Source organism: Mucilaginibacter sp. UR6-11, from assembly GCF_020880695.1.
GTDB lineage: Bacteria > Bacteroidota > Bacteroidia > Sphingobacteriales > Sphingobacteriaceae > Mucilaginibacter.
In genome coordinates this window covers 600678-620575 of sequence record NZ_JAJIWO010000001.1, presented here as the reverse complement: position 1 = coordinate 620575, position 19898 = coordinate 600678, and the positions used below count along the sequence as shown (strand labels likewise).

The following is a 19898-nucleotide window of genomic DNA, read 5'->3' as shown; positions in this document are numbered from 1 at the left end:
CGGCATACGCGGGAACCACAAAAATATATTTTTATTTGGTTAATTTAATATTGGTTTAACCCCTTCTTTAATAGTTAAATCAAGCGCGTCACTAACTTTTTCATCCAGCAGTGCCAGGTTAATTACCTCGCGCATCTCCGTCACATAATGAAACTTAAGGTCTTTGATGTAGTTTTCCTTGATATCAAGAATATCCTTTTGGTTTGATTTGCAAAGGATGATCTCTTTAATGTTGGCGCGTTTGGCAGCCAGTATTTTTTCTTTAATACCACCAACCGGCAATACGCGGCCACGCAGGGTGATCTCGCCGGTCATAGCAAGATGAGGTTTTATTTTACGCTGTGTAAATGCTGATGTCAAGGCAGTAAGCATGGTAACCCCTGCCGATGGTCCATCTTTAGGTGTAGCACCGGCGGGGACGTGTACATGGATGTCCCACTGTTCAAATAATTGGGGATCAATATTGAAATAGCTGGCATGGGCACGCAAGTAAGCTAATGCTATCGTTGCCGATTCTTTCATTACATCGCCCAAACTACCCGTTAGCGTTAAACGCCCTTTACCCGGGCTTAAACTAGCTTCGATAAACAAAATATCACCACCAACTGACGTCCAGGCCAAACCTGTTACCACACCGGCAACCTCATTACCTTCGTAAAGATCTTTATCAAATATAGGGGCGCCCAATATGGTTTCAACATCCTGCTTACTCACTACGGTGTTATAGGGCTCGTCCATCGCAATGTTTTTGGCAGTGCCGCGTACCACTGATCCGATTTTTTTTTCGAGCCCGCGCACGCCCGATTCACGGGTGTAATCCTCTATCAGTTTCTCCAGCACGTCATTTTTAAGCGTAATATCTTTAAGCTTCAAGCCATGGGCTTCGCGTTGTTTGGGTACCAGGTGTTGCTTTGCAATCTCGATCTTTTCTTCAATTGTATAGCCGTTAACCTCAATGATCTCCATACGGTCAAGCAACGCAGGCTGTATGCTGCTTAATGAATTTGCTGTCGCAATAAACATAACATTCGACAGGTCAAAATCCATCTCTACATAATGATCATAGAAGCTGCTGTTCTGTTCGGGATCCAACACCTCCAGCAGGGCTGATGACGGGTCGCCCCTGAAATCGTTGCCTACTTTATCTATCTCATCCAAAATAAATACCGGATTTGCGGCTCCCGCTTTTTTAATTGACTGGATGATACGGCCAGGCATGGCGCCAATGTATGTTTTTCGGTGGCCGCGGATCTCTGCCTCGTCGCGGATGCCGCCCAATGCCATACGCACATACTTGCGGCCCAATGCCTTGGCTATGGATTTACCTAAAGATGTTTTACCAACCCCCGGGGGGCCAACCAAACAAAGTATAGGCGCCTTCATGTTATGTTTTAACTTAAGCACAGCCAAATATTCTATAATGCGGTGCTTAACTTTATCCAGGCCAAAGTGGTCTTTATCTAAAACTTTTTGAGCGCGTTTAAGGTCGAAATTATCTTTAGTAAATTCGTTCCAGGGCAAATCAAGCAACAGTTCCAGATAATTCATCTGCACCGAGTAATCGGCAGCCGCGGGATTGGTGCGGGCCAGTTTTTCAATTTCTTTATCGAAATGTGTTTTTACCTCAACGGTCCATTTCTTTTTTGCCGCACGCTGGCGCAGATTTTCAATTTCCAGGTCGGGTGTGTTGCCGCCCAGTTCTTCCTGTATGGTTTTTATCTGCTGATTTAAAAAATAATCGCGCTGTTGTTTGTCAAGGTCAACACGTACGCGGGTTTGTATCTGGTTCTTTAACTCCAGCAACTGCAGTTCGGTTGTTAAATGCGCTAATACCAGGTTAGCCATGTCGCGGCGGTTGGTTACCTCCAGCAGCTTTTGCTTGGCAGACATGTCAGCATTCATATTTGACGATATAAAGTTCATCAAAAATGAGGTGCTCTCAATATTGCGGATCGCAATGCCTGCTTCGCTCGGGATATTTGGCGAAAGCTGGATAATATTCATCGCCATATCCTTTATAGAGGATATCATAGCTTTGAACTCTTTATCTTCTTTGGCTTTTTTTACTTCTTTAAAAGGTTCAATAGTGGCCTTGATATAAGGCTCGCTCTGCACCTCTTCCTTTAAATAAAACCGTTTTTTACCCTGTAATATAACGGTAGTGTTACCGTCGGGCATTTGCAGCATTTTTATAATAAGCGCTACAGTACCAATTTTATTTAACTGGTTGAAGGTAGGGTCCTCAATGGCAACATCTTTTTGTGATACAACGCCTATCATGCGGCTGCCTTTATTAGCATCACGTATTAATTTGATAGATTTATCGCGGCCAACGGTAATTGGTATAACCACACCCGGAAATAATACCGTGTTACGTAATGGCAGTATAGGTAAAAACTCAGGCACCTGCTCATTATTCATCTCCTCTTCATCCTCTGATGACATCAGCGGAAAGAATTCCGAATCTTCATTAATCACTGGTAAAACATTTTTAAAATCAAACGGGTCAAAACTCATCAATAGCTTTTTTATAAAATAAACGTCATGTTGTCAGCCTTAAGTATAATAAGGCTACTTCAACATCACTCAATAGCGGCTTTTACTTGCCAGCTATTATAATTCAAGACTTATGCCAAGTTCATACAATAGTGTTATATCAATTAGTTTGATTAGTTATCAGTTTGATTATTTGGCGATTACAAATTTAAATGCTTTTTGTTGATTGTGGTTAAATTAATTGGTAAAGATGTAAAAAAGTCATACTCTTGCTTCGCCTTTTTTACCGGCTGCCAATATATTTTCAATAAAATTGTTACAGTGTTATAATAATTTTTAGTTATAGGAGTTAGTAATATACTATTTTGTTTAACATATAAAGTTTTTAATGAGGTTACCGATCTTAGTATCTTTCCTGATCATATCTTCTGTTGAACATGCGGCATCACAAAATGCCTATATCAAGTTAGGACAGCAGGCATATATTGAGGGGAATTTTAAAGCGGCCATTACACAGTTAGAGAAGGGCCGTTTGATAGATTCAACCAATGCCAATGCTTTATGGATGCTGGGTTACTCTTATTTCCACAGTGATAACTATCTCAAATCAATACTGGCTTTTACCAAAGAGATTGCTATTGAGCCGGCGGATGCCCATGCATATTATTACCGCGCCAAGGCCCAGATCTGCCTGGGTACCGAAAGTCAAATCGCTGCCGAAAAGGAGAAATATTTGCTGGGCGCCATAATTGATCTAACCAAGGCCATTTCTATAAACCCAGCCGAAGCGAAAATAACTTCATTTTATCAAAACCGGGGCATTGCTTATAAAGAGTATGGTTTTTTCAGGCTGCAACCTAATTCCCGTTTCTATGATAAGACCAGGGGTATTAGCGCTATAAAAGCCTCTATTGCCGACCTGCAAAAGGTTTTGGATACGGATAAGTCAAGAGATGACATCGCGTCGATCATCGATCTGTTGAAAGAGAAACAGGCTTCGGCACAGGGGCATCGTTAATTAAGCGTTCCCCTTACAACGTATTTGTTAGCCCCTAACAAACGTACCGTCTGATATTTTTTTATAATGTAAAGTGAGTCAGGGAAATAACTCAATTTTTCGGTGGTTTGGTACAGCAGGTTTTGGGTATTGTTGTAGATCATTATCCATTTAATAGTATTATCGTCTTTTTTATTGATCACGATCAGCTGGGTTTTCAGATCATTGTTTTTTGCACGGTATATGATGGTATGGCCGCTGTTTTCAATAACATAGCTGTCCCGCCAGGCGGGCTTATTAATGTCCGACTGGCTAAATAAATTCAACTCAAGCCCCCAATTGCGGATATGAACTTTTTTTGTTTCGGTAATGCCGTTATGGGTTACTGTCTTGGTGATAAGATGATTAAGTTTTCTGAGCCGCGCCGTATCGGCCTTAAAATATCCTTTTAAATCAAAGAATTTTAACGCAGCCCCATCCTGCACACGATCCGGCCTGCAGGATGGAAGGAATACAGAAATGGAGATGGCAAACAAAAAAATCAACCCCCTTCCGAAGGAGGAATTAGAATAGCTGATTTCTTTGTTATGAATGTGTTTACACCAATACATTCCCGCTCATTTCTTCAGGGATGGTAACGCCTAAAATATGGAGTACGGTAGGGGCTATGTCGCCAAGCTTGCCGTCTTTTACCTGTTTAACATCTTTATCAATAATAATACAAGGCACCAGGTTAGTAGTGTGTGCAGTATTGGGCGTGCCATCCTCATTAATCATGTAATCGGCATTGCCGTGGTCGGCCAGTATAATGAATGAGTATCCGTTGGCTATGCCGGCTTCCACCACATCCCGGCAGAACCTGTCGGCAGTCTCGGCAGCCTTAACAACCGCACTGAAAACACCGGTATGGCCAACCATATCTGTATTGGCAAAATTTAATACGACAAAATCAGGCCAACCGCTTTTTAGTTCGGGAATGATGGCATCGCGGATACCCTCGGCGCTCATCTCGGGTTGCAGGTCATAGGTAGCCACTTTCGGCGAGGGTACCATCAAGCGTTTCTCATTAATAAATTCTTTTTCGCGCCCGCCCGAAAAGAAGAACGTTACGTGCGGATATTTCTCGGTTTCTGCTATGCGGATCTGGTTCTTACCGGCATCCTGTAAAATTTCGCCCAGGGTTTTGGTCAAATCCTCTTTGGTAAATATTACCTTGACGTCCTTAAACGTTTCGTCGTAGGTGGTCATGGTAACATAGTACAGTGCAAGCGGATGCAAATTATATTCGGGAAATGCCTTTTGCGTAAGCGCCACCGTAATTTCGCGGCCGCGATCGGTGCGGAAGTTAAAGCAGATCACCACGTCACCATCTTTTATCACCGCCAGCGGTTTGCCCGCGCCATCTGTATTAACAATAGGCGGCATAAACTCATCTGTCAGATCCTTTAAATAGGCCTCTTTTATAACCTGGGTAACACTGTTGGTGGGTTCGCCTATGCCGTGTACCATTACATCATATGCCTGTTTAACGCGCTCCCAGCGGTTGTCACGGTCCATGGCATAATAACGGCCAATTGCCGATGCCAGCTTAACCGGCGTGTTGGCGATATGATTTTCCAGGTCAGTAATAAAACCTAAGCCTGATTTTGGATCCGTATCACGCCCATCTAAAAAAGCATGGATAAAAATATTGCCCAGCCCTGAAGTTACCGCCGCGTCACACAATCCTTTTAAATGTTTAATGTGCGAGTGCACACCACCATCAGACACTAAGCCGATGAAGTGTACGTCTTTATTGTTTTGTTTAGCGTAGTCAAAAGCGCTTTTAAGCACCGGGTTGGTTACCAGTTCATTATCATCAACTGCTTTATTGATACGGCCAAGCTCCTGGTAAACGGTGCGACCGGCGCCAAGGTTCATATGACCCACTTCCGAGTTGCCCATCTGTCCATCCGGCAAGCCAACGGCCATGCCTGATGCTTCCAGGGTTGAGTTTGGATACTGTGCGATCAAAGAATCAAAAAACGGCGTTTTAGCGGCCAGGATGGCGTTCGACTGATCATTACGGCCGTAACCCCAGCCGTCTAATATTATTAATGCAAGTTTCTTTTTGTTTTCCACATTGCAAATATAAAGTAACCTCGTTTATTTCCTGAAGTCATGCCGAATTTATTTCGGCATCCCAAAGGCGGGCGTGTTCGCATACTGGAGTGCTGTTAATTCACCCGGTCGGCAAAAGCAGTGATATCGGGGTAACCGCTTACCAACTTGCCATATTTCATGCTTTTACATAGCTTTATCAAACCAATTGAATCAGACATGAAAAATCTTACGCTCCTGATCCCAATCCTTTTAATTACTACCATCTCGCGCGCCCAAAGCAAGCCCGATCGTCAGCAGATAGCCTCCATCGGCGATCTGAAAGTAACCGGCGGTACTATTGTTAATTGCCAGATCGGCTATCGTACCTATGGTAAATTAAATGAAGATAAAACTAATGGAGTACTCATACTTACCTGGTTTGGCGGCATATCTAAAAACCTGGCTGGCCCTGACACCTGGAGGGCCATTGACACCACCAGCTATTTTGTAATGATAGTTGACGCGCTGGGCGACGGGATCTCTTCATCTCCCTCAAACAGCGTTAAACAACACGGTACAAAATTTCCTGCTTTTTCTGTAGTGAATATGATTGAGAGCCAGCACCGTTTGCTGAAGCAAAAATTTGGGATCAGTCATGTGCACGCCATAACAGGAATATCAATGGGAGGGATCCAGACTTTTCAATGGGCAGTATCTTATCCGGATTTTGCTGATCTGCTTATCCCGATTGTGGGTACGCCCCAGTTTACCAGTTATGATATGATGCGCGGGGCGCTATACCGTAAAATTATTGAAAACGATCCTGAATATAACCACGGTAACTATAAGGTCAACCCTAAAATTACAATGGTTAATATGCTATGGGAACTTTTACTAACCACCCCAGCAGAAAAAGTAAGATCAAAGCCACGTGACCAGTTCCCTAAGTGGTTAGCGGATACTGAGGCCCAGCAACACGGCGACTGGAACGATACCTATTATCAGTCGGCCGCTTTAGAAGGCTTTGATATCGCAAAAGATTATAATGGTTCATTAAAAGAGACTGCGGCGCATGTTAAAGCAAAAATGCTCATCATTGCTTCGGCACAAGATCATATTGTTAACCCCGCACCTGCAATTGAATTTGCAAAACTGACGGGGGCCAAACTGGTTGTTATTGACAGCGATGCAGGCCATCTTGCCGGTAATTTTGGCAATGCCGAAGCCAGGAAAGCGATGGTTGAAATACTGACGGGAAATTAGTTTCACCCTATCCGCCAAAGGAGAGGTTTTTAAAAAAAAAGTTAATACAACTGTAACGAAAGCTTTACACCCCTCGTTTTATCTGATAATAGATTAAAAACACTTTTATCATTTATCAACCATGAAACATTTAAAACTACTCGCTGCCGCCGGCCTGGTTATCTTAACCGCGGTAAGCTGTAAAAAAACCACTTACGAGCCGCCTCCTGCCATATCGGCTATTTCGTTTTATAATGCCTCGCCTGATGCGCCGGCGGTGAGCATTTATTTAAACGCTAACAAAATCCAATATGATTCACTTTCATATAAAGGCGGTATTGAATATGTAAACGCCTACTCGGGCAACCGGGAAGTAAGCGCTTATCGTAACAACGAAAAAAAAGTTTATAAAAACATCACCCTTGATCAGGGTAAATTCTATTCGGCTTTTTTAACCGGCAACTGGAGCACCGCCGAATTTGTTTTACTTGAGGATAGCCTTATCCGCCCGGCAGCTGGTAAAGCAAACATCAGGTTTGTAAACATGAGCATCGGCTCGCCTACGCTTGATCTGGCTTTAAATACCGGCACTACGCTGGTTTCGGGCAGGGCCTACAAAGCCAACAGCGCTTATACACCCATTGATGGTGAAAAACAATATACGTTTGTAATCCGGGAACATGGCACCACGGTTAACAAAGTTACCCTACCTTCCGTAAATTTGTTATCGGGGCATAGTTATACCATTTGGGCGCGGGGTATATACGCTGCTACAGATGCTACTGCTCTTGGGGCGGAGATTGTAAGAAATTACTAACCAGTTATTATATAATTGATAATGCTAAACCATTGCCCGCAAGTGGCAATGGTTTATAATTTTATTGTAGGTGCTAAAAAAAGAGCTGGCTTTAAAAGATCTGATTGACGGGTGTGCTAAAAGGGACAATAAATGCGAGGAGCTTTTATATAAAACCTTTTATGGATATCTGTCGGGGGTGGTTTTTAGGTATGTTAAGCAGCGGCATAGCATAAACGAACTGATAAACGATGCTTTTGTACGAATCTTTAAAAAGATAGGCGACTTTACTTTTACCGGGCCGCCTGATGAATTACCAAAAGTGTTTAAGGGCTGGATAGGAAGAATAGCAGCGAATACGGCTATAGATAGTATCCGCGCCAGGAAGGTTTTGCTGTATGTTGATGATATTACCGACGATAAAATAATGAATATAGCTATCGAGACGCCCGATAACCTATCTTTTCAGGCTATTATGGCGCTTATGGATGAGCTGCCGCCCATACAGCAGCTGATATTTAACATGCACCAGATTGAAGGTTTTTCGCACGAGGAAATAGGGAAGAAGTTTGAAATTCCGCCCAGCACCAGCCGGGTATATTTGACAAGGGCAAGAGTAAAGCTTGCAGACCTCTATCAAAAAAGTATGATGACGTATTATGACAAATGAAGATGATTTTATAAGCCATATAGAGGACACGCTGCACGCTTACGAAGATGCTTATGTGCCTGGTGCCTGGGAAGCGTTTCAGCAAAAGCGAAAACGCCGGAGGATGGCTTTGTTGTTTTTCAGAGCGGGCAGTGCCGCTGCTGTTTTACTGTTGCTTACCTATGGCATTGTTTGGTTTACAATAAAGCCGGACGGATCTGCGCAGCTTACCCAAACTAAAAATATTTTGCGCCAATCGGTGCCTAAGACCTTACAATCCGGGGCTGAAAAACTAGCAAAAGATAGCCCGGTTATTATTAATGATGATCATAATGGCAGTATTACTGCCGCCCGGCGTGATGTTGCAAAGCCTGGGCAAACTTTAGCCAAACACGATTTTAGCAAACCGGAAAAACACCTGGCCGGGTATGCCCCGGTAAATCGGCCAACTATTAACGGTATTAACGCTGCGGCTATTGTAGCTGTTAAACCCGTAGAGGTTTATAAACCCTCCGGAAGATCAGCAATTACTGATACTGCCCGCGCGGCCAAATTGCCTGTGATCGTTCCACAAAATGACGTTATTGCTAATAATAACGAAACAGAAAAATATAGGCAGGATAACAAGCCGGTATATGATATGCTGGTTAAAAAGAAAACCGGACAGCAGATGGTTAGCACAACCCGGACAAAAATTAAAAGCCTAAGTTATGGCGTAGTGGTATCGCCTGCATTAGGTAACCAAAAAGTTAATTTTGGTACGGGGATACAGGTGTCTTATAATCTCAATAATAATTTATCAATCAGCAGTGGCGTAGCGTATTCCTTATTAAACGCCACAACAACGGGCAACAATCAGGATGCTGATCCGACAAGAAAAGTGCAGGGGGTTGATTTGGCCGTATCGGGTTTTGAAGTGCCGATTGGTTTGCAATATAAAACTAATAGCGGCTTTTATGTATCCGCCGGCGTGGTGGGCATGTCTGTTACCAATAATCATTTAAATTATAACTATTTAGCAGAAAGTACCATTACCACACTTGCGCCTAACTCAGCCGGACTGGCACAGCCGGTAATGCGTGTGGTGTCTGAGCAGAAGACCGAGGAGAGTAAAGAGAAGATCAATAATTACATGGGCTTTTATATTTTATCCATAGGTAAAAAGAAAGCCATTGGCCGTAATCAAATCAATTTCGGTCCGTTTTTAAGGGTGCCGTTCGGTACTGTATCTACTGAAAAAATCAACCTGATGCAGGGAGGCGTGCATTTAGGGTTTGAATTTTAATATAGTTGTCTGAACTTGGTTCCGCCGGGTTTTAAGTCCCTGGCCTTCACAAGACGGTGCCTATAGTTATCACCATCTTCCCGTAGTTGTGGACTCTCTGTTTTCGGTTCAAAGGAGCGCGGGAGTGTTCATAATCGAGAAAACGGGCGTTCATTTTGAAGCGGGAGTGTTTGTAAGAGTTGATCATAAAAAAAAATGAATACCCTTGCTACACTACATTTGCATATCTGCACATCAAAACTATCACTTCCAAAAAATGTTATTACTTTTGAAGCTTCTAAACATAACCCGATTTGGATAAAGAACTAGTACGCCCGTTTATAGATAATGCCCTTAAAGAAGATGTAGGTGACGGCGACCACACCTCATTAGCTACCATACCGGCAGGTACAACCGGCAAAGCAAAACTATTAGTTAAAGATCATGGCATTATAGCCGGCGTTGAGTTAGCCGGGTATATTTTTGAATGTGTTGATAAAAACCTTAAAGTAAATATCTTTATAAAAGACGGCGCCGAAGTAAAACCTAAAGATGTTGTATTTGAGGTGGAAGGTAGCGCTATCAGCATACTTACCGCCGAGCGATTGGTATTGAATTGCATGCAGCGCATGTCAGGCATAGCCACCGCAACCGATCATATTGTAGACCTTTTAAAAGGTACCAACACCCAGGTTTTAGATACCCGCAAAACCACCCCCGGCATGCGCTATCTGGAAAAATGGGCCGTACGGATAGGCGGAGGTGTTAATCACCGTTTTGGCTTATATGATATGATCCTGATCAAAGACAATCACGTTGACTACTCGGGCGGGATTGCCCGGGCAATTGAGAACGCGCATCAGTATATCGCAGCTCATAACAAAAAACTGGCTATTGAAATTGAAGTACGTAATCAAGAAGAATTAGAAGAGGTACTTCAAACCGGTGGCGTAGACCGCATATTACTGGATAATTTCAATTTTACTGACCTAAAACAAGCAGTTAATATTATTGAGGGCCGGTACATCACCGAAGCATCAGGCGGTATCACCGTTGATAATGTGCGCGATTACGCTAATTGCGGGGTTGATTACGTATCTATAGGCGCTATAACACACTCTGTTACCTGCCTCGACCTGAGTTTGAAGGCGGTAAAATAACAGCTATTGTATTAATTTTAACAGACTTTAACAATTGCGTTTAAATATGATTAAACTTGTTTGTACAATAATCAATTTATAATATTGCGTTGATATGATCACCCCTTATTCGATTTCAGCGCTAATACTGGCTTATTTGTGCGGTTCTATCCCTACTGCTGTTTGGATAGGGATGGCCTTTTATGGGGTAGATGTAAGAGAGTACGGCAGCGGCAATGCTGGTGCAACCAATACTTTTAGGGTGCTTGGTAAAAAAGCAGGCATACCCGTAATGCTGCTTGATATTTTAAAAGGATGGACAGCCACTAATCTTGCTTATTTTATTGGTGTAACTACCACCGGAGGGGTAAATTCTATCCCTTATACCAATTATGAACTGGCGCTTGGTATTGCGGCCGTAATGGGCCATTTGTTCCCGGTATTTGCTGGCTTCAGGGGCGGCAAGGGTATAGCTACCTTGTTTGGGATGATATTAGCTATCCATTTTCACGCGGCGTTGCTGTGTGTGGTGGTGTTTATTATTCTTTTACTGGTTTTCAGATATGTGTCGCTGGGGTCTATCCTGGCGGGGTTTACTTACCTGATAGGGGTTACCTTTGTCTTTCCCAGCAATCGCTCGGTTGTTATTTATGGCATGTGCATGTGCCTGCTGATATTGGTTACCCATCAAAAGAATATCGAACGCTTGCTGAAGGGTACCGAATCAAAAGTAAATCTCTTCAAAAAAAAGGCCGCTTAACTTAGGTCAAACATTCCGGCGCCGCAATGGTTATCAATTGCAACTATTAAACCCCAGATAGATATATATTGTTATGAAATTTTTAAAACCCTTAGTTGCATTAGCGTTGGTCGCAATCATCTATTCATGCGCCACCGTACCGTTAACCGGCCGCAAACAGTTAAGCCTTGTCGGCGATTCAGAGATCAATCAGTCGGCAGCGGCAAGTTATTCTCAATTACTCTCTGATCCTAAAACAAAAGTAATAGCTACAGGTACTGACGCTCACCGTGTTAAAGTTATCGGCGCCCGGCTGGCGGCAGCTATTGAACGTTATCTGCAGCAAAATGGCTATGCCGACAAATATCAGTTTAAATGGGAATTTAACCTGATACAAAGCAGCGAAATTAACGCTTGGTGCATGCCCGGTGGTAAAGTGGCCGTGTATAGCGGCATCCTGCCGGTGACCAAAAATGATGCGGGCCTTGCAACCGTTATGGGACACGAAATTGGCCATGCCATAGCCAGGCACTCGGCCGAGCGGATGTCGCAGCAGTTAGCTGCCCAGGCTGGCGGTGGTTTGGTTGGCGCAGCTGCCGGTAATCAGTCGGCAACCACGCAGGCTATTGTCAATCAACTATATGGCATTGGTGGCCAGATAGCCTTGTTAAAATACTCAAGGGATCAGGAATCGGAAGCAGACAGGCTGGGTTTAACTTTTATGGCTATGGCCGGGTACGATCCTAACGAGGCGGTTGCTTTTTGGAAACGCATGGCCGCGCAAAATAAAGGTGGCGCGCAGCCCGAGTTTTTAAGCACCCACCCCGCAGACGCTACACGGATAGCAGCGATACAAAGCGCTATTCCCGAAGCAATGAAATATTATAAAGCACAATAGTATCAGGCTGCTTTTTTTAATTAAACAAGATTGTTGACGATAGTGCCAGCAATTTTGTTTAATTCTGTTCCACTACCAGTCAATCAATCAGATCATTTTCAGTGAGGGCAAATGTTGTTCAGCCTTGCGTTGATAAGACTAAGATAGAGACTGGCCCAATACCTCCAAGATGGCCTTAACTTTCAGCAGGCATTCCTCATATTCCTTTTCGGCGTCGGCATGGTAAGTGATCGCTCCGCCCGCATGAAAGGATAAATATCGTTCTGTCGAGTTATACAGTAACGTCCTGATCACTACATTAAAATCAAAATCATTATCAGGGCTAAAATAACCAATGGCGCCAGAGTATACACCGCGCCTGCTGCGTTCATAACCCTCCATTAATCGCATAGCGCTTATTTTTGGCGCGCCGGTCATGCTACCCATCGGGAAAGTATTACGGATGGCCTCCACGTTTGAAACCCCTTCCTGTAAGCTGCAAACAACTGTTGATATCATTTGGTGCACCTGGTTAAAGGTGTAAACCCCAAATAGTTCTTCGGTTTTCACGGTGCCTGGCTTGGCAGAGTGGGTAAGGTCATTACGCACCAGGTCAACAATCATTACATTTTCCTGAAGCTCTTTGGTTTGGTTGCGCAACTGGGTTTTAATCGCTTTGTCTTCTTGAACGGTGCTTCCGCGTTTGGCAGTTCCTTTAATAGGCTGGGATATGAGTTTGTCGCCACGCCTGGCTAAAAACCGCTCGGGCGAGGCGCAAAGGATATAATTATCCAGCCACTTATAAAAAGTACCAAATGGCGTTGGCGATACCCGGTTAAGCTGTAAAAATATAGCAGTCGGATCGATAGTAGCATCATCAGCAAAAAACTCCTGGCAAAAATTGGTTACATAGATATCGCCCCTGGTAATATGGTCTTTGATTTTATTTACTGTGATTATATAATCTTCCTTGCTAAATCTTGATTGCAGGTTTACTTCATTGGGGTGATAAGCGGGAACGATTTGTTGGTCGATTGTATCCCAGATCTGTTGCGCGTCGTCAGCGATGATCTCAACGGTGTTGTTATTAATTAAAATCAGCTGTTTGGGAACGAAGAAAAACAAGTCCGGAAAATGTAAATGGTCAGGATTGCTCGAGGACAGCTTTTCGATCTCATTTTTAAGATCATAGCTAAAGAAGCCGGTTAGCCAGCCAGGATTTTTAGCGCGAAAGGCAGCCAGTTCATCAAAAGCAGATCCGATTTTCGCGGTTACGCTATCTTTAATCCCCGCAGCAATCAGCGTGTTAAACTTTGAGTAAGGATCATGGAAATTGTTAGAATCAAGATAACAACAGGCATCAAAAGTGGCTGCCCATTGCAGCGCTTTTTGCTTAAAAAGATCAAGATCGGTTACCTGTATAATCACACTGTAAAGTTAAAAAAAAAGGCCCCGGATACCGGGGCCTTTGTAATATTATTGGATATAAAGCTTAATGTAAAATCAAAGTTTGCTTTCTGTCCGGGCCTACTGACAGCCATTTGATGGGTACACCCAGTTCCTGCTCCAGGTAATCAATATACGATTGCAGCCTTGCAGGTATTTCTGATAATTCGGTTATACCCGTCAGATCTTCGTTCCAGCCGTCAATTTCTTTTAAAACAGGCACTGCGTCAACCGAACAGATGTCATAAGGCATATAATCAATTTTTTCGCCCAGGTAGCTGTAATGAGTGCAGGCATAAATTTTGTCAAAACCGCTTAAAACATCAGCTTTGGTCATTACCATTTGGGTAACGCCGTTTAGCATAATAGCGTATTTTAAAGCGGGAAGGTCAATCCAGCCGGTACGGCGTGGCCTGCCGGTTGTTGCACCAAATTCATGGCCAACTTTACGCAGTTCTTCGCCAACTTCGTCATCCAGTTCGGTAGGGAAGGGGCCGCCACCAACCCGGGTGCAATAAGCTTTAAATATGCCTATAACATCGCCAATAGTATTTGGGGCAATGCCCAAACCGGTACAAGCGCCTGCGGTTGTAGTATTTGATGAAGTTACAAACGGATATGAACCAAAATCAATATCCAGCATGGTACCCTGTGCACCTTCGGCTAATATCTTCTTGCCTTTTTTAAGGTAGTCATTAACAAAATGTTCAGAATCAACCAGCGGAAATTTCTTGATCAGATCAATGGCCTCAAAAAATGCAGCTTCGCGTTCGCTAAAATCAGCAACCTCGCCGTATAAAGCCTGCAGCATTGAGGTGTGTTTATCAACCAGTTTTTGGTAGCGTTCTTTAAAATCGGGTAAAGTGATATCGCCTACACGTAAACCATTACGGCCGGTTTTATCCATATACGTTGGGCCGATACCTTTTAAGGTGGAGCCAATTTTGCCGTCGCCCATTTTCTTTTCAGAAGCGGCGTCAAGCAACTGGTGGGTAGGTAATATCAGGTGGGCCTTTTTAGCTATCATTAAATTCTTTTTCGCTAAAAGGTCATGCCCGGCATCCTTTAATTTATCAATTTCTTTTTTTAGGGTGATAGGGTCGATAACAACACCATTACCAATAAGATTAAGTGTGTTATCAAAAAATATACCTGAAGGTATAGTGTTAAGTACAAACTTTTTGCCGTCAAACTCCAAAGTGTGGCCTGCATTAGGCCCTCCCTGGAAACGGGCGATCAGGTCATAACCTGCGCTTAATACATCAACAATTTTTCCTTTACCTTCATCGCCCCACTGGAGGCCCAATAATACGTCAACAGCCATTATGAATTTAGAATATTTAACAACAAGGGGGTAAAGTTATACTTTTCTGTCGCAAAAGCCGGCCTTAAGTTTTTCACAATTACCATAAAGATTTAAAGAGTGGTGTTTTATCTCAAATTTTAACAGTCCACCCATCATGCTCTGGATCTGCTGGATACGCGGGTCGCAAAACTCAACTACCTTGCCGCAATCCAGGCAAATGATATGATCATGCTGCTTATAGCCGTATGATTTTTCAAACTGGGCCATGTTTTTACCAAACTGGTGTTTGGTAACCAAATCGCATGATACCAATAACTCCAAAGTATTATAAACCGTAGCGCGGCTAACCCGGTATTTTTTATTTTTCATGTGGATATATAATGATTCCACATCAAAATGGTCGCTGCGCGAATAGATCTCTTCCAGTATGGCAAAACGTTCGGGGGTTTTACGCAGGTTTTTATTTTCAAGGTAAGCCTCAAAAATCTTTTTTACCATTGCTATAGTTTCCTGGGACATAGTTTTTTATTGAAGATCAAAGGTAGTAATTAGAGTCAAAATACAAGAATTAAGAGTCAGGACAAATGTCAGATCAATTTGTGAATATGCCGCGTAACTCAACTAATTATCGGCTCTATCTTACGACGCCTTTTCAACCGCGTCAAACCGGCTTACCGATGTAACACCGTTTACGGTTTTTAATCGTTTTATAAGGTTATCCAAATGCTCGGTATCGTTTACATACACCATGATCGAACCTTCAAAGATTCCGTTATCACTATCAACAGTAATAGAGCGCATATTTACTTTAAAATCATTGGATATAACGGTGGTCAGTTTATTAATCAAACCAACATCGTCAATACCGGTGATACGCAAACCTGTTAAAAATGCAAGTTCCTGCTGGTTTGTCCAACGGGCTTTAACAATCCTATAACCATAATTAGCCATCAGTTTGGCGGCATTAGGGCAATTGGTCCGGTGTATTTTGATACCATCGCTTACGGTAACAAAGCCAAACACGTCATCACCGGGGATAGGGTTGCAGCAATTGGCCAATTTATAGTCAATTTTCTGCATATCCTCGCCAATAAGCAGTATATCGCTGTCTTTGGCTTTGATGTTGCGCAACAGACCCTGTAGTTGCTCATTCTCTATTTTATCCTGAGGCTTATTCTCAACAACTTTTTCAGATTGCTGATAATCTTTCAGATCCTTCATATCAATAAGCCCTTTGGCTACGTTGAAAAACAGGTCCTGGGTTGAGCCCAGTTTAAAATAATAGCTTAGTTTATGTATATTCTCTGAATTGTAAGTGATTTTTAACGATTTTAACTTACGCTCCAGGATCTCCTTACCATCCTCGGCAATCCTGCGTTTTTCTTCTTTTAATGCCGATTTTATTTTGGCCTTAGCCTTAGCCGTTACTACAAAGCTCAGCCAATCTTCTTTGGGCACCTGCTTGCTCGAAGTGATAACTTCTACCTGGTCGCCATTTTGAAGTTTATAGCTAAGCGGTACCAGCTTATGATTCACCTTGGCGCCAATACAGCTTGCACCAACGTCGGTATGTATCTCAAAGGCAAAATCAAGCGCGGTAGCATTTAACGGCAGCTGGATCAAAGCGCCCTTAGGCGTAAAAATGAAGATCTCGTCGGAGAATAGGTTCATCTTAAAATCATCCAGGAACTCAAGCGCGTTCGAGTCGGGGTTCTTTAACATATCCCGCACTTTTTGTACCCATTGGTCAAGGCCGCTATCGGTCGATGATTCTTTATATTTCCAGTGCGCCGCGAAACCTTTTTCGGCAATTTCATTCATGCGTTTGGTACGGATCTGTACCTCAACCCACTGCCCGCGCGGGCCCATTACTGTAGTGTGTAACGACTCATATCCGTTTGCTTTGGGCGACGAGATCCAGTCGCGCAGCCGGTCAGGGTTAGGGCGGTAAAGATCAGTTACTATCGAGTATGCTTTCCAGCAATCAGCCTTTTCATTTTCAGGGGTGCTATCCAAAATTACCCGTATGGCAAAAAGGTCATAAACTTCTTCAAACGGAATAGACTTTTTCTTCATCTTGTTCCAGATGGAGTGGATGGATTTCGGCCGGCCAAACAGGTCGGCGTCCAGATCCTGGCTCTGTAATACCTTTTTTACGGGCTCAATAAAATCACGTATAAATTTCTCGCGCTCGGTTTTTTTCTCGTTCAGCTTATTTTTAATAAACTGGTAGGTTTCTCTCTCCATGTATTTCATAGAAAGATCTTCCAGTTCTGATTTTATGGCATATAACCCCAGGCGGTGGGCCAGCGGAGCATACAGGTAAACTGTTTCTGATGATAGTTTAAGCTGCTTGTCACGCGGCATAAACTCCATGGTACGCATGTTATGCAGGCGGTCGGCCAGTTTTATCAGGATCACCCTTACATCATCAGCAAGGGTAAGCAGCATTTTCCTGAAATTCTCGGCTTGCAAGGAACTATTGGTATCAAATACGCCCGATATTTTGGTAAGGCCATCGATGATTTTGGCTACTTTTTTCCCAAATTCCTGTTCAATATCGTCAAGGGTAACATCGGTGTCTTCAACAACGTCATGCAGCAAGGCGCATACAATCGAGGTGGTCCCTAATCCAATCTCTTCGGCCGCAATTTGCGCAACTGCAATGGGGTGATAAATATAAGGCTCGCCAGATTTACGGCGCATATCTTTATGACTCTCTAAAGCCATATCAAAAGCCTTGCGTATCATGCGTTTATCGCCCTTTTGTAAGGTAGATTTACTTGCACGCAGCAAAGCCCGGTATCTTTTTAATATCTCGGTCTTCTCAACTTCCAGGTCAATTAATAATTCTTTCATTATAAAGGTAGTATCAGCATTTTATCATTAACACGCAATAAACATTAAAATTGCAGGTTATTATGAAATACCAAAAAAAATTGCATTAATTTTGCATTACGTAAATTTATGAAATTATTTGGGCTTTCGATAGTGTTTTGCTGCTTAATGGGTACGGTAAGGGCCCAATTGCAACATCCTGCATTACCTACACTTGGCAAAAATGATACCATTAAAACTTATGTAACGCTGCTTGACGGCGAAATGGTTCCGTGGATCGTTGTTCCGGATGTTATTATACGCGCATCGCGCATATTTAAGACAGAGGCCGACAGAAGAGCGTTCAATTTATTGAGATATAACGTTACCAAAGTTATCCCTTACGCCCATTTTGCAGGCGGCAGGTACCGGCAATTGCAGCGCGACCTGGCGCTGACCGGCGATAAGACCAAACAAAAACAACTGATAGATGCCTGTAATACCCAGGTTAAAGAAATGTTTGACCGCGAGGTTAAGAACCTGACAATTAGTCAGGGTGAAATTTTAATTAAATTAATTAACCGCGAAACAGATGTAACTACTTATGCGGTGGTTAAAGAGCTAAAGGGATCATTTAGTGCTTTCTGGATGCAGGGGCTGGCGCGCATGTTTGGGCATAATTTAAAAGAAACTTATGACCGGGATGAACAACGCGATATTGAAGCAATACTTCAGGAAGATGGCTATGATGCCTACAAAAACTAGTAATGAGCACTAACAGCATCTACCAGTTCAATGTCCAAAAAATATCCGGACAAGAAATCAGCTTGTCAGATTATAAAAATAAAGTTCTGTTAATAGTAAATACCGCTTCCGAGTGTGGTTTTACGCCACAACTAAAAGATCTGGCCGCATTGAAAAACGAGTTTGCCGGTCAGGATTTTGAAATACTAAGTTTTCCGTCCAATGATTTTGGTGGGCAGGAACCGCTGGAAGGGGATGCCATAGCTGCTTTTTGCGAAAACTATGGGGCTAATTTCCCCATATTTGAGAAAATAAGAGTGAGGGGGCCATACGCTGATCCTTTATACAAATTCTTTGCTGATAAAAAACAAAACGGCAGGCTAAGCTCTGTGCCACGCTGGAACTTTCATAAATTTCTGATAGACCGCAACGGGGAAGTGACAGACTTTTATTATCCTTTTACCAATCCTACTTCTTCCAAAATAAAAAAGAAGATTAGCAGATTGCTGGCTGCCGGCCATTAACGCTCATTAATAAAAACATGCTTAAATTAGATATATTAGTGCTGGCTGTGCATCCCGACGATGCCGAATTAGGCTGCGGAGGCACCATACTAAAGCACATTGCCTCAGGTAAAAAAGTTGGTATTGTTGATTTGACCCGGGGCGAGTTAGGTACACGGGGGTCGGCCGAGATCCGGGACAAAGAAGCCGCAGCCGCAGGTGAAATATTGGGTTTAGCCGTACGGGAGAACCTGGGCATACCTGATGGCTTTTTTGAGAACACAAAGCCATATCAGTTAAAGGTTATTGAAGCAATACGCAAATATCAACCCGAAATTATAATTACCAATGCTTACCACGACCGGCACCCTGACCATGGCCGTGCATGTAATTTGGTTGCCGATTCTGCTTTTTTATCAGGTTTAAGAAAGATCGAAACTTTTGAAGGCGGCAGCTTACAGGAACCATGGCGTGCCAAACTATTACTTCATTTTATACAGGATGTTTACATTAAGCCTGATATCGTAGTTGATGTTACCGACTATTGGGATAAAAAAGTTCAAAGCATTTTTGCCTACGGATCGCAATTTTATAATCCCGAGTGGGAAGAAGAGCCGCAAACCTACATCTCATCGCCCGAGTTTATAGCGGTAGTTGAGGCCCGTGCACGCGAGTTTGGAAAAGCGATCCACGTAAGATTTGCTGAAGGCTTTACTTCCCGCCGAATTTTAGGTGTAGATAATTTATTTGATCTGCGATAAAAGGCCATCAAATCTTCCAGCCAGAATAGATGGCTGATAT

18 protein-coding genes are annotated in these 19898 nt (G+C 43.0%); 11 read left to right on the top strand and 7 right to left on the bottom strand.

The window, feature by feature from the left end:
- Positions 1 to 39 precede the first annotated feature (39 nt).
- Entirely contained in the window at positions 40 to 2517 is a 2478-nt protein-coding gene (gene lon / locus LJ658_RS02875) for an endopeptidase La (protein ID WP_370632933.1), read from the bottom strand.
- Positions 2518 to 2884: 367 nt separating this feature from the next.
- Between lon and LJ658_RS02870 the strand changes: the two genes are divergently transcribed.
- Entirely contained in the window at positions 2885 to 3514 is a 630-nt protein-coding gene (locus LJ658_RS02870) for a tetratricopeptide repeat protein (RefSeq protein ID WP_230544947.1), read from the top strand.
- Here the strand turns inward: LJ658_RS02870 and LJ658_RS02865 are convergent.
- Together LJ658_RS02865 and gpmI are read right to left on the bottom strand one after the other, a co-directional pair.
- On the bottom strand, positions 3511 to 4104 hold the full coding sequence (locus tag LJ658_RS02865) for a hypothetical protein (protein WP_230544946.1): 594 nt from the start codon (positions 4102 to 4104) through the stop codon (positions 3511 to 3513). The two genes, LJ658_RS02870 and LJ658_RS02865, sit on opposite strands and share 4 nt — an antisense overlap.
- The gene (gene gpmI / locus LJ658_RS02860; protein ID WP_230544945.1) at positions 4091 to 5614 is read right to left on the bottom strand and encodes a 2,3-bisphosphoglycerate-independent phosphoglycerate mutase; all 1524 of its coding nucleotides are present in this window, start codon (positions 5612 to 5614) and stop codon (positions 4091 to 4093) included. Before gpmI ends, LJ658_RS02865 begins: the two co-directional genes overlap by 14 nt.
- A 198-nt stretch (positions 5615 to 5812) precedes the next feature.
- Here gpmI and LJ658_RS02855 point away from each other — a divergent pair, with 198 nt between their 5' ends.
- From LJ658_RS02855 to LJ658_RS02825, 7 genes are all read left to right on the top strand, one after another.
- A complete protein-coding gene (locus tag LJ658_RS02855; protein WP_230544944.1) occupies positions 5813 to 6838 on the top strand; it encodes an alpha/beta fold hydrolase in 1026 nt (341 codons plus the stop codon).
- 121 nt (positions 6839 to 6959) lie between these two features.
- Positions 6960 to 7634, top strand: coding sequence for a DUF4397 domain-containing protein (locus tag LJ658_RS02850; RefSeq protein WP_230544943.1), 675 nt, complete (start codon positions 6960 to 6962; stop codon positions 7632 to 7634).
- A gap of 70 nt (positions 7635 to 7704) precedes the next feature.
- The gene (locus tag LJ658_RS02845) at positions 7705 to 8283 is read left to right on the top strand and encodes an RNA polymerase sigma factor (RefSeq protein WP_230544942.1); all 579 of its coding nucleotides are present in this window, start codon (positions 7705 to 7707) and stop codon (positions 8281 to 8283) included.
- Positions 8273 to 9547, top strand: coding sequence for an outer membrane beta-barrel protein (locus LJ658_RS02840; RefSeq protein WP_230544941.1), 1275 nt, complete (start codon positions 8273 to 8275; stop codon positions 9545 to 9547). The genes LJ658_RS02845 and LJ658_RS02840 overlap by 11 nt, the downstream gene beginning before the upstream one ends.
- Positions 9548 to 9840: 293 nt before the next feature.
- Positions 9841 to 10686, top strand: a complete 846-nt coding sequence (nadC, locus tag LJ658_RS02835; protein WP_230544940.1) for a carboxylating nicotinate-nucleotide diphosphorylase — start codon at positions 9841 to 9843, stop codon at positions 10684 to 10686.
- Between the two features lie 94 nt (positions 10687 to 10780).
- Complete coding sequence (gene plsY / locus LJ658_RS02830; RefSeq protein WP_230544939.1) at positions 10781 to 11425, top strand: glycerol-3-phosphate 1-O-acyltransferase PlsY; 645 nt, start codon at positions 10781 to 10783, stop codon at positions 11423 to 11425.
- Between the two features lie 73 nt (positions 11426 to 11498).
- Positions 11499 to 12302 carry a M48 family metallopeptidase gene (locus tag LJ658_RS02825; protein ID WP_230544938.1) on the top strand — a complete coding sequence of 268 codons (804 nt, stop codon included), beginning with the start codon at positions 11499 to 11501 and terminating at the stop codon, positions 12300 to 12302.
- Positions 12303 to 12440: 138 nt separating this feature from the next.
- Here LJ658_RS02825 and LJ658_RS02820 read toward each other — a convergent pair whose 3' ends face one another.
- From LJ658_RS02820 to LJ658_RS02805, 4 genes are all read right to left on the bottom strand, one after another.
- A complete protein-coding gene (locus LJ658_RS02820) occupies positions 12441 to 13709 on the bottom strand; it encodes an anthranilate synthase component I family protein (RefSeq protein ID WP_230544937.1) in 1269 nt (422 codons plus the stop codon).
- Between the two features lie 64 nt (positions 13710 to 13773).
- The gene (locus LJ658_RS02815; RefSeq protein ID WP_230544936.1) at positions 13774 to 15051 is read right to left on the bottom strand and encodes an adenylosuccinate synthase; all 1278 of its coding nucleotides are present in this window, start codon (positions 15049 to 15051) and stop codon (positions 13774 to 13776) included.
- A gap of 36 nt (positions 15052 to 15087) precedes the next feature.
- Positions 15088 to 15531, bottom strand: a complete 444-nt coding sequence (locus tag LJ658_RS02810) for a Fur family transcriptional regulator (RefSeq protein WP_370632932.1) — start codon at positions 15529 to 15531, stop codon at positions 15088 to 15090.
- Between the two features lie 141 nt (positions 15532 to 15672).
- On the bottom strand, positions 15673 to 17892 hold the full coding sequence (locus LJ658_RS02805) for a bifunctional (p)ppGpp synthetase/guanosine-3',5'-bis(diphosphate) 3'-pyrophosphohydrolase (protein ID WP_230544934.1): 2220 nt from the start codon (positions 17890 to 17892) through the stop codon (positions 15673 to 15675).
- Positions 17893 to 18000: 108 nt separating this feature from the next.
- On the opposite strand from LJ658_RS02805, the gene LJ658_RS02800 reads away from it, so the two are divergent.
- Genes LJ658_RS02800 through bshB1 form a run of 3 tightly spaced genes read left to right on the top strand, consistent with a single transcriptional unit; the run spans position 18001 to position 19858 of the window.
- Positions 18001 to 18615, top strand: a complete 615-nt coding sequence (locus tag LJ658_RS02800; protein ID WP_230544933.1) for a DUF4294 domain-containing protein — start codon at positions 18001 to 18003, stop codon at positions 18613 to 18615.
- A gap of 2 nt (positions 18616 to 18617) precedes the next feature.
- Positions 18618 to 19118: a glutathione peroxidase gene (locus LJ658_RS02795; RefSeq protein ID WP_230544932.1), complete on the top strand. Its 501-nt coding sequence runs from the start codon at positions 18618 to 18620 to the stop codon at positions 19116 to 19118.
- A gap of 17 nt (positions 19119 to 19135) precedes the next feature.
- Complete coding sequence (gene bshB1, locus LJ658_RS02790) at positions 19136 to 19858, top strand: bacillithiol biosynthesis deacetylase BshB1 (protein WP_230544931.1); 723 nt, start codon at positions 19136 to 19138, stop codon at positions 19856 to 19858.
- Positions 19859 to 19898 lie beyond the last annotated feature (40 nt).

Excerpts from the sequence above, each read along its gene's own strand:
- LJ658_RS02795 (WP_230544932.1), top strand. The coding sequence starts at position 18,618 with ATGAGCACTAACAGCATCTACCAGTTCAATGTCCAAAAAATATCCGGA.
- LJ658_RS02870 (WP_230544947.1), top strand. The coding sequence starts at position 2,885 with ATGAGGTTACCGATCTTAGTATCTTTCCTGATCATATCTTCTGTTGAA.
- bshB1 (WP_230544931.1), top strand. The coding sequence starts at position 19,136 with ATGCTTAAATTAGATATATTAGTGCTGGCTGTGCATCCCGACGATGCC.
- LJ658_RS02850 (WP_230544943.1), top strand. The coding sequence starts at position 6,960 with ATGAAACATTTAAAACTACTCGCTGCCGCCGGCCTGGTTATCTTAACC.
- LJ658_RS02810 (WP_370632932.1), bottom strand. The coding sequence starts at position 15,531 with ATGGTAAAAAAGATTTTTGAGGCTTACCTTGAAAATAAAAACCTGCGT.
- LJ658_RS02805 (WP_230544934.1), bottom strand. The coding sequence starts at position 17,892 with ATGAAAGAATTATTAATTGACCTGGAAGTTGAGAAGACCGAGATATTA.
- lon (WP_370632933.1), bottom strand. The coding sequence starts at position 2,517 with ATGAGTTTTGACCCGTTTGATTTTAAAAATGTTTTACCAGTGATTAAT.
- LJ658_RS02855 (WP_230544944.1), top strand. The coding sequence starts at position 5,813 with ATGAAAAATCTTACGCTCCTGATCCCAATCCTTTTAATTACTACCATC.
- LJ658_RS02840 (WP_230544941.1), top strand. The coding sequence starts at position 8,273 with ATGACAAATGAAGATGATTTTATAAGCCATATAGAGGACACGCTGCAC.
- LJ658_RS02825 (WP_230544938.1), top strand. The coding sequence starts at position 11,499 with ATGAAATTTTTAAAACCCTTAGTTGCATTAGCGTTGGTCGCAATCATC.
- LJ658_RS02800 (WP_230544933.1), top strand. The coding sequence starts at position 18,001 with ATGAAATTATTTGGGCTTTCGATAGTGTTTTGCTGCTTAATGGGTACG.
- plsY (WP_230544939.1), top strand. The coding sequence starts at position 10,781 with ATGATCACCCCTTATTCGATTTCAGCGCTAATACTGGCTTATTTGTGC.
- LJ658_RS02865 (WP_230544946.1), bottom strand. The coding sequence starts at position 4,104 with ATGTATTGGTGTAAACACATTCATAACAAAGAAATCAGCTATTCTAAT.
- LJ658_RS02815 (WP_230544936.1), bottom strand. The coding sequence starts at position 15,051 with ATGGCTGTTGACGTATTATTGGGCCTCCAGTGGGGCGATGAAGGTAAA.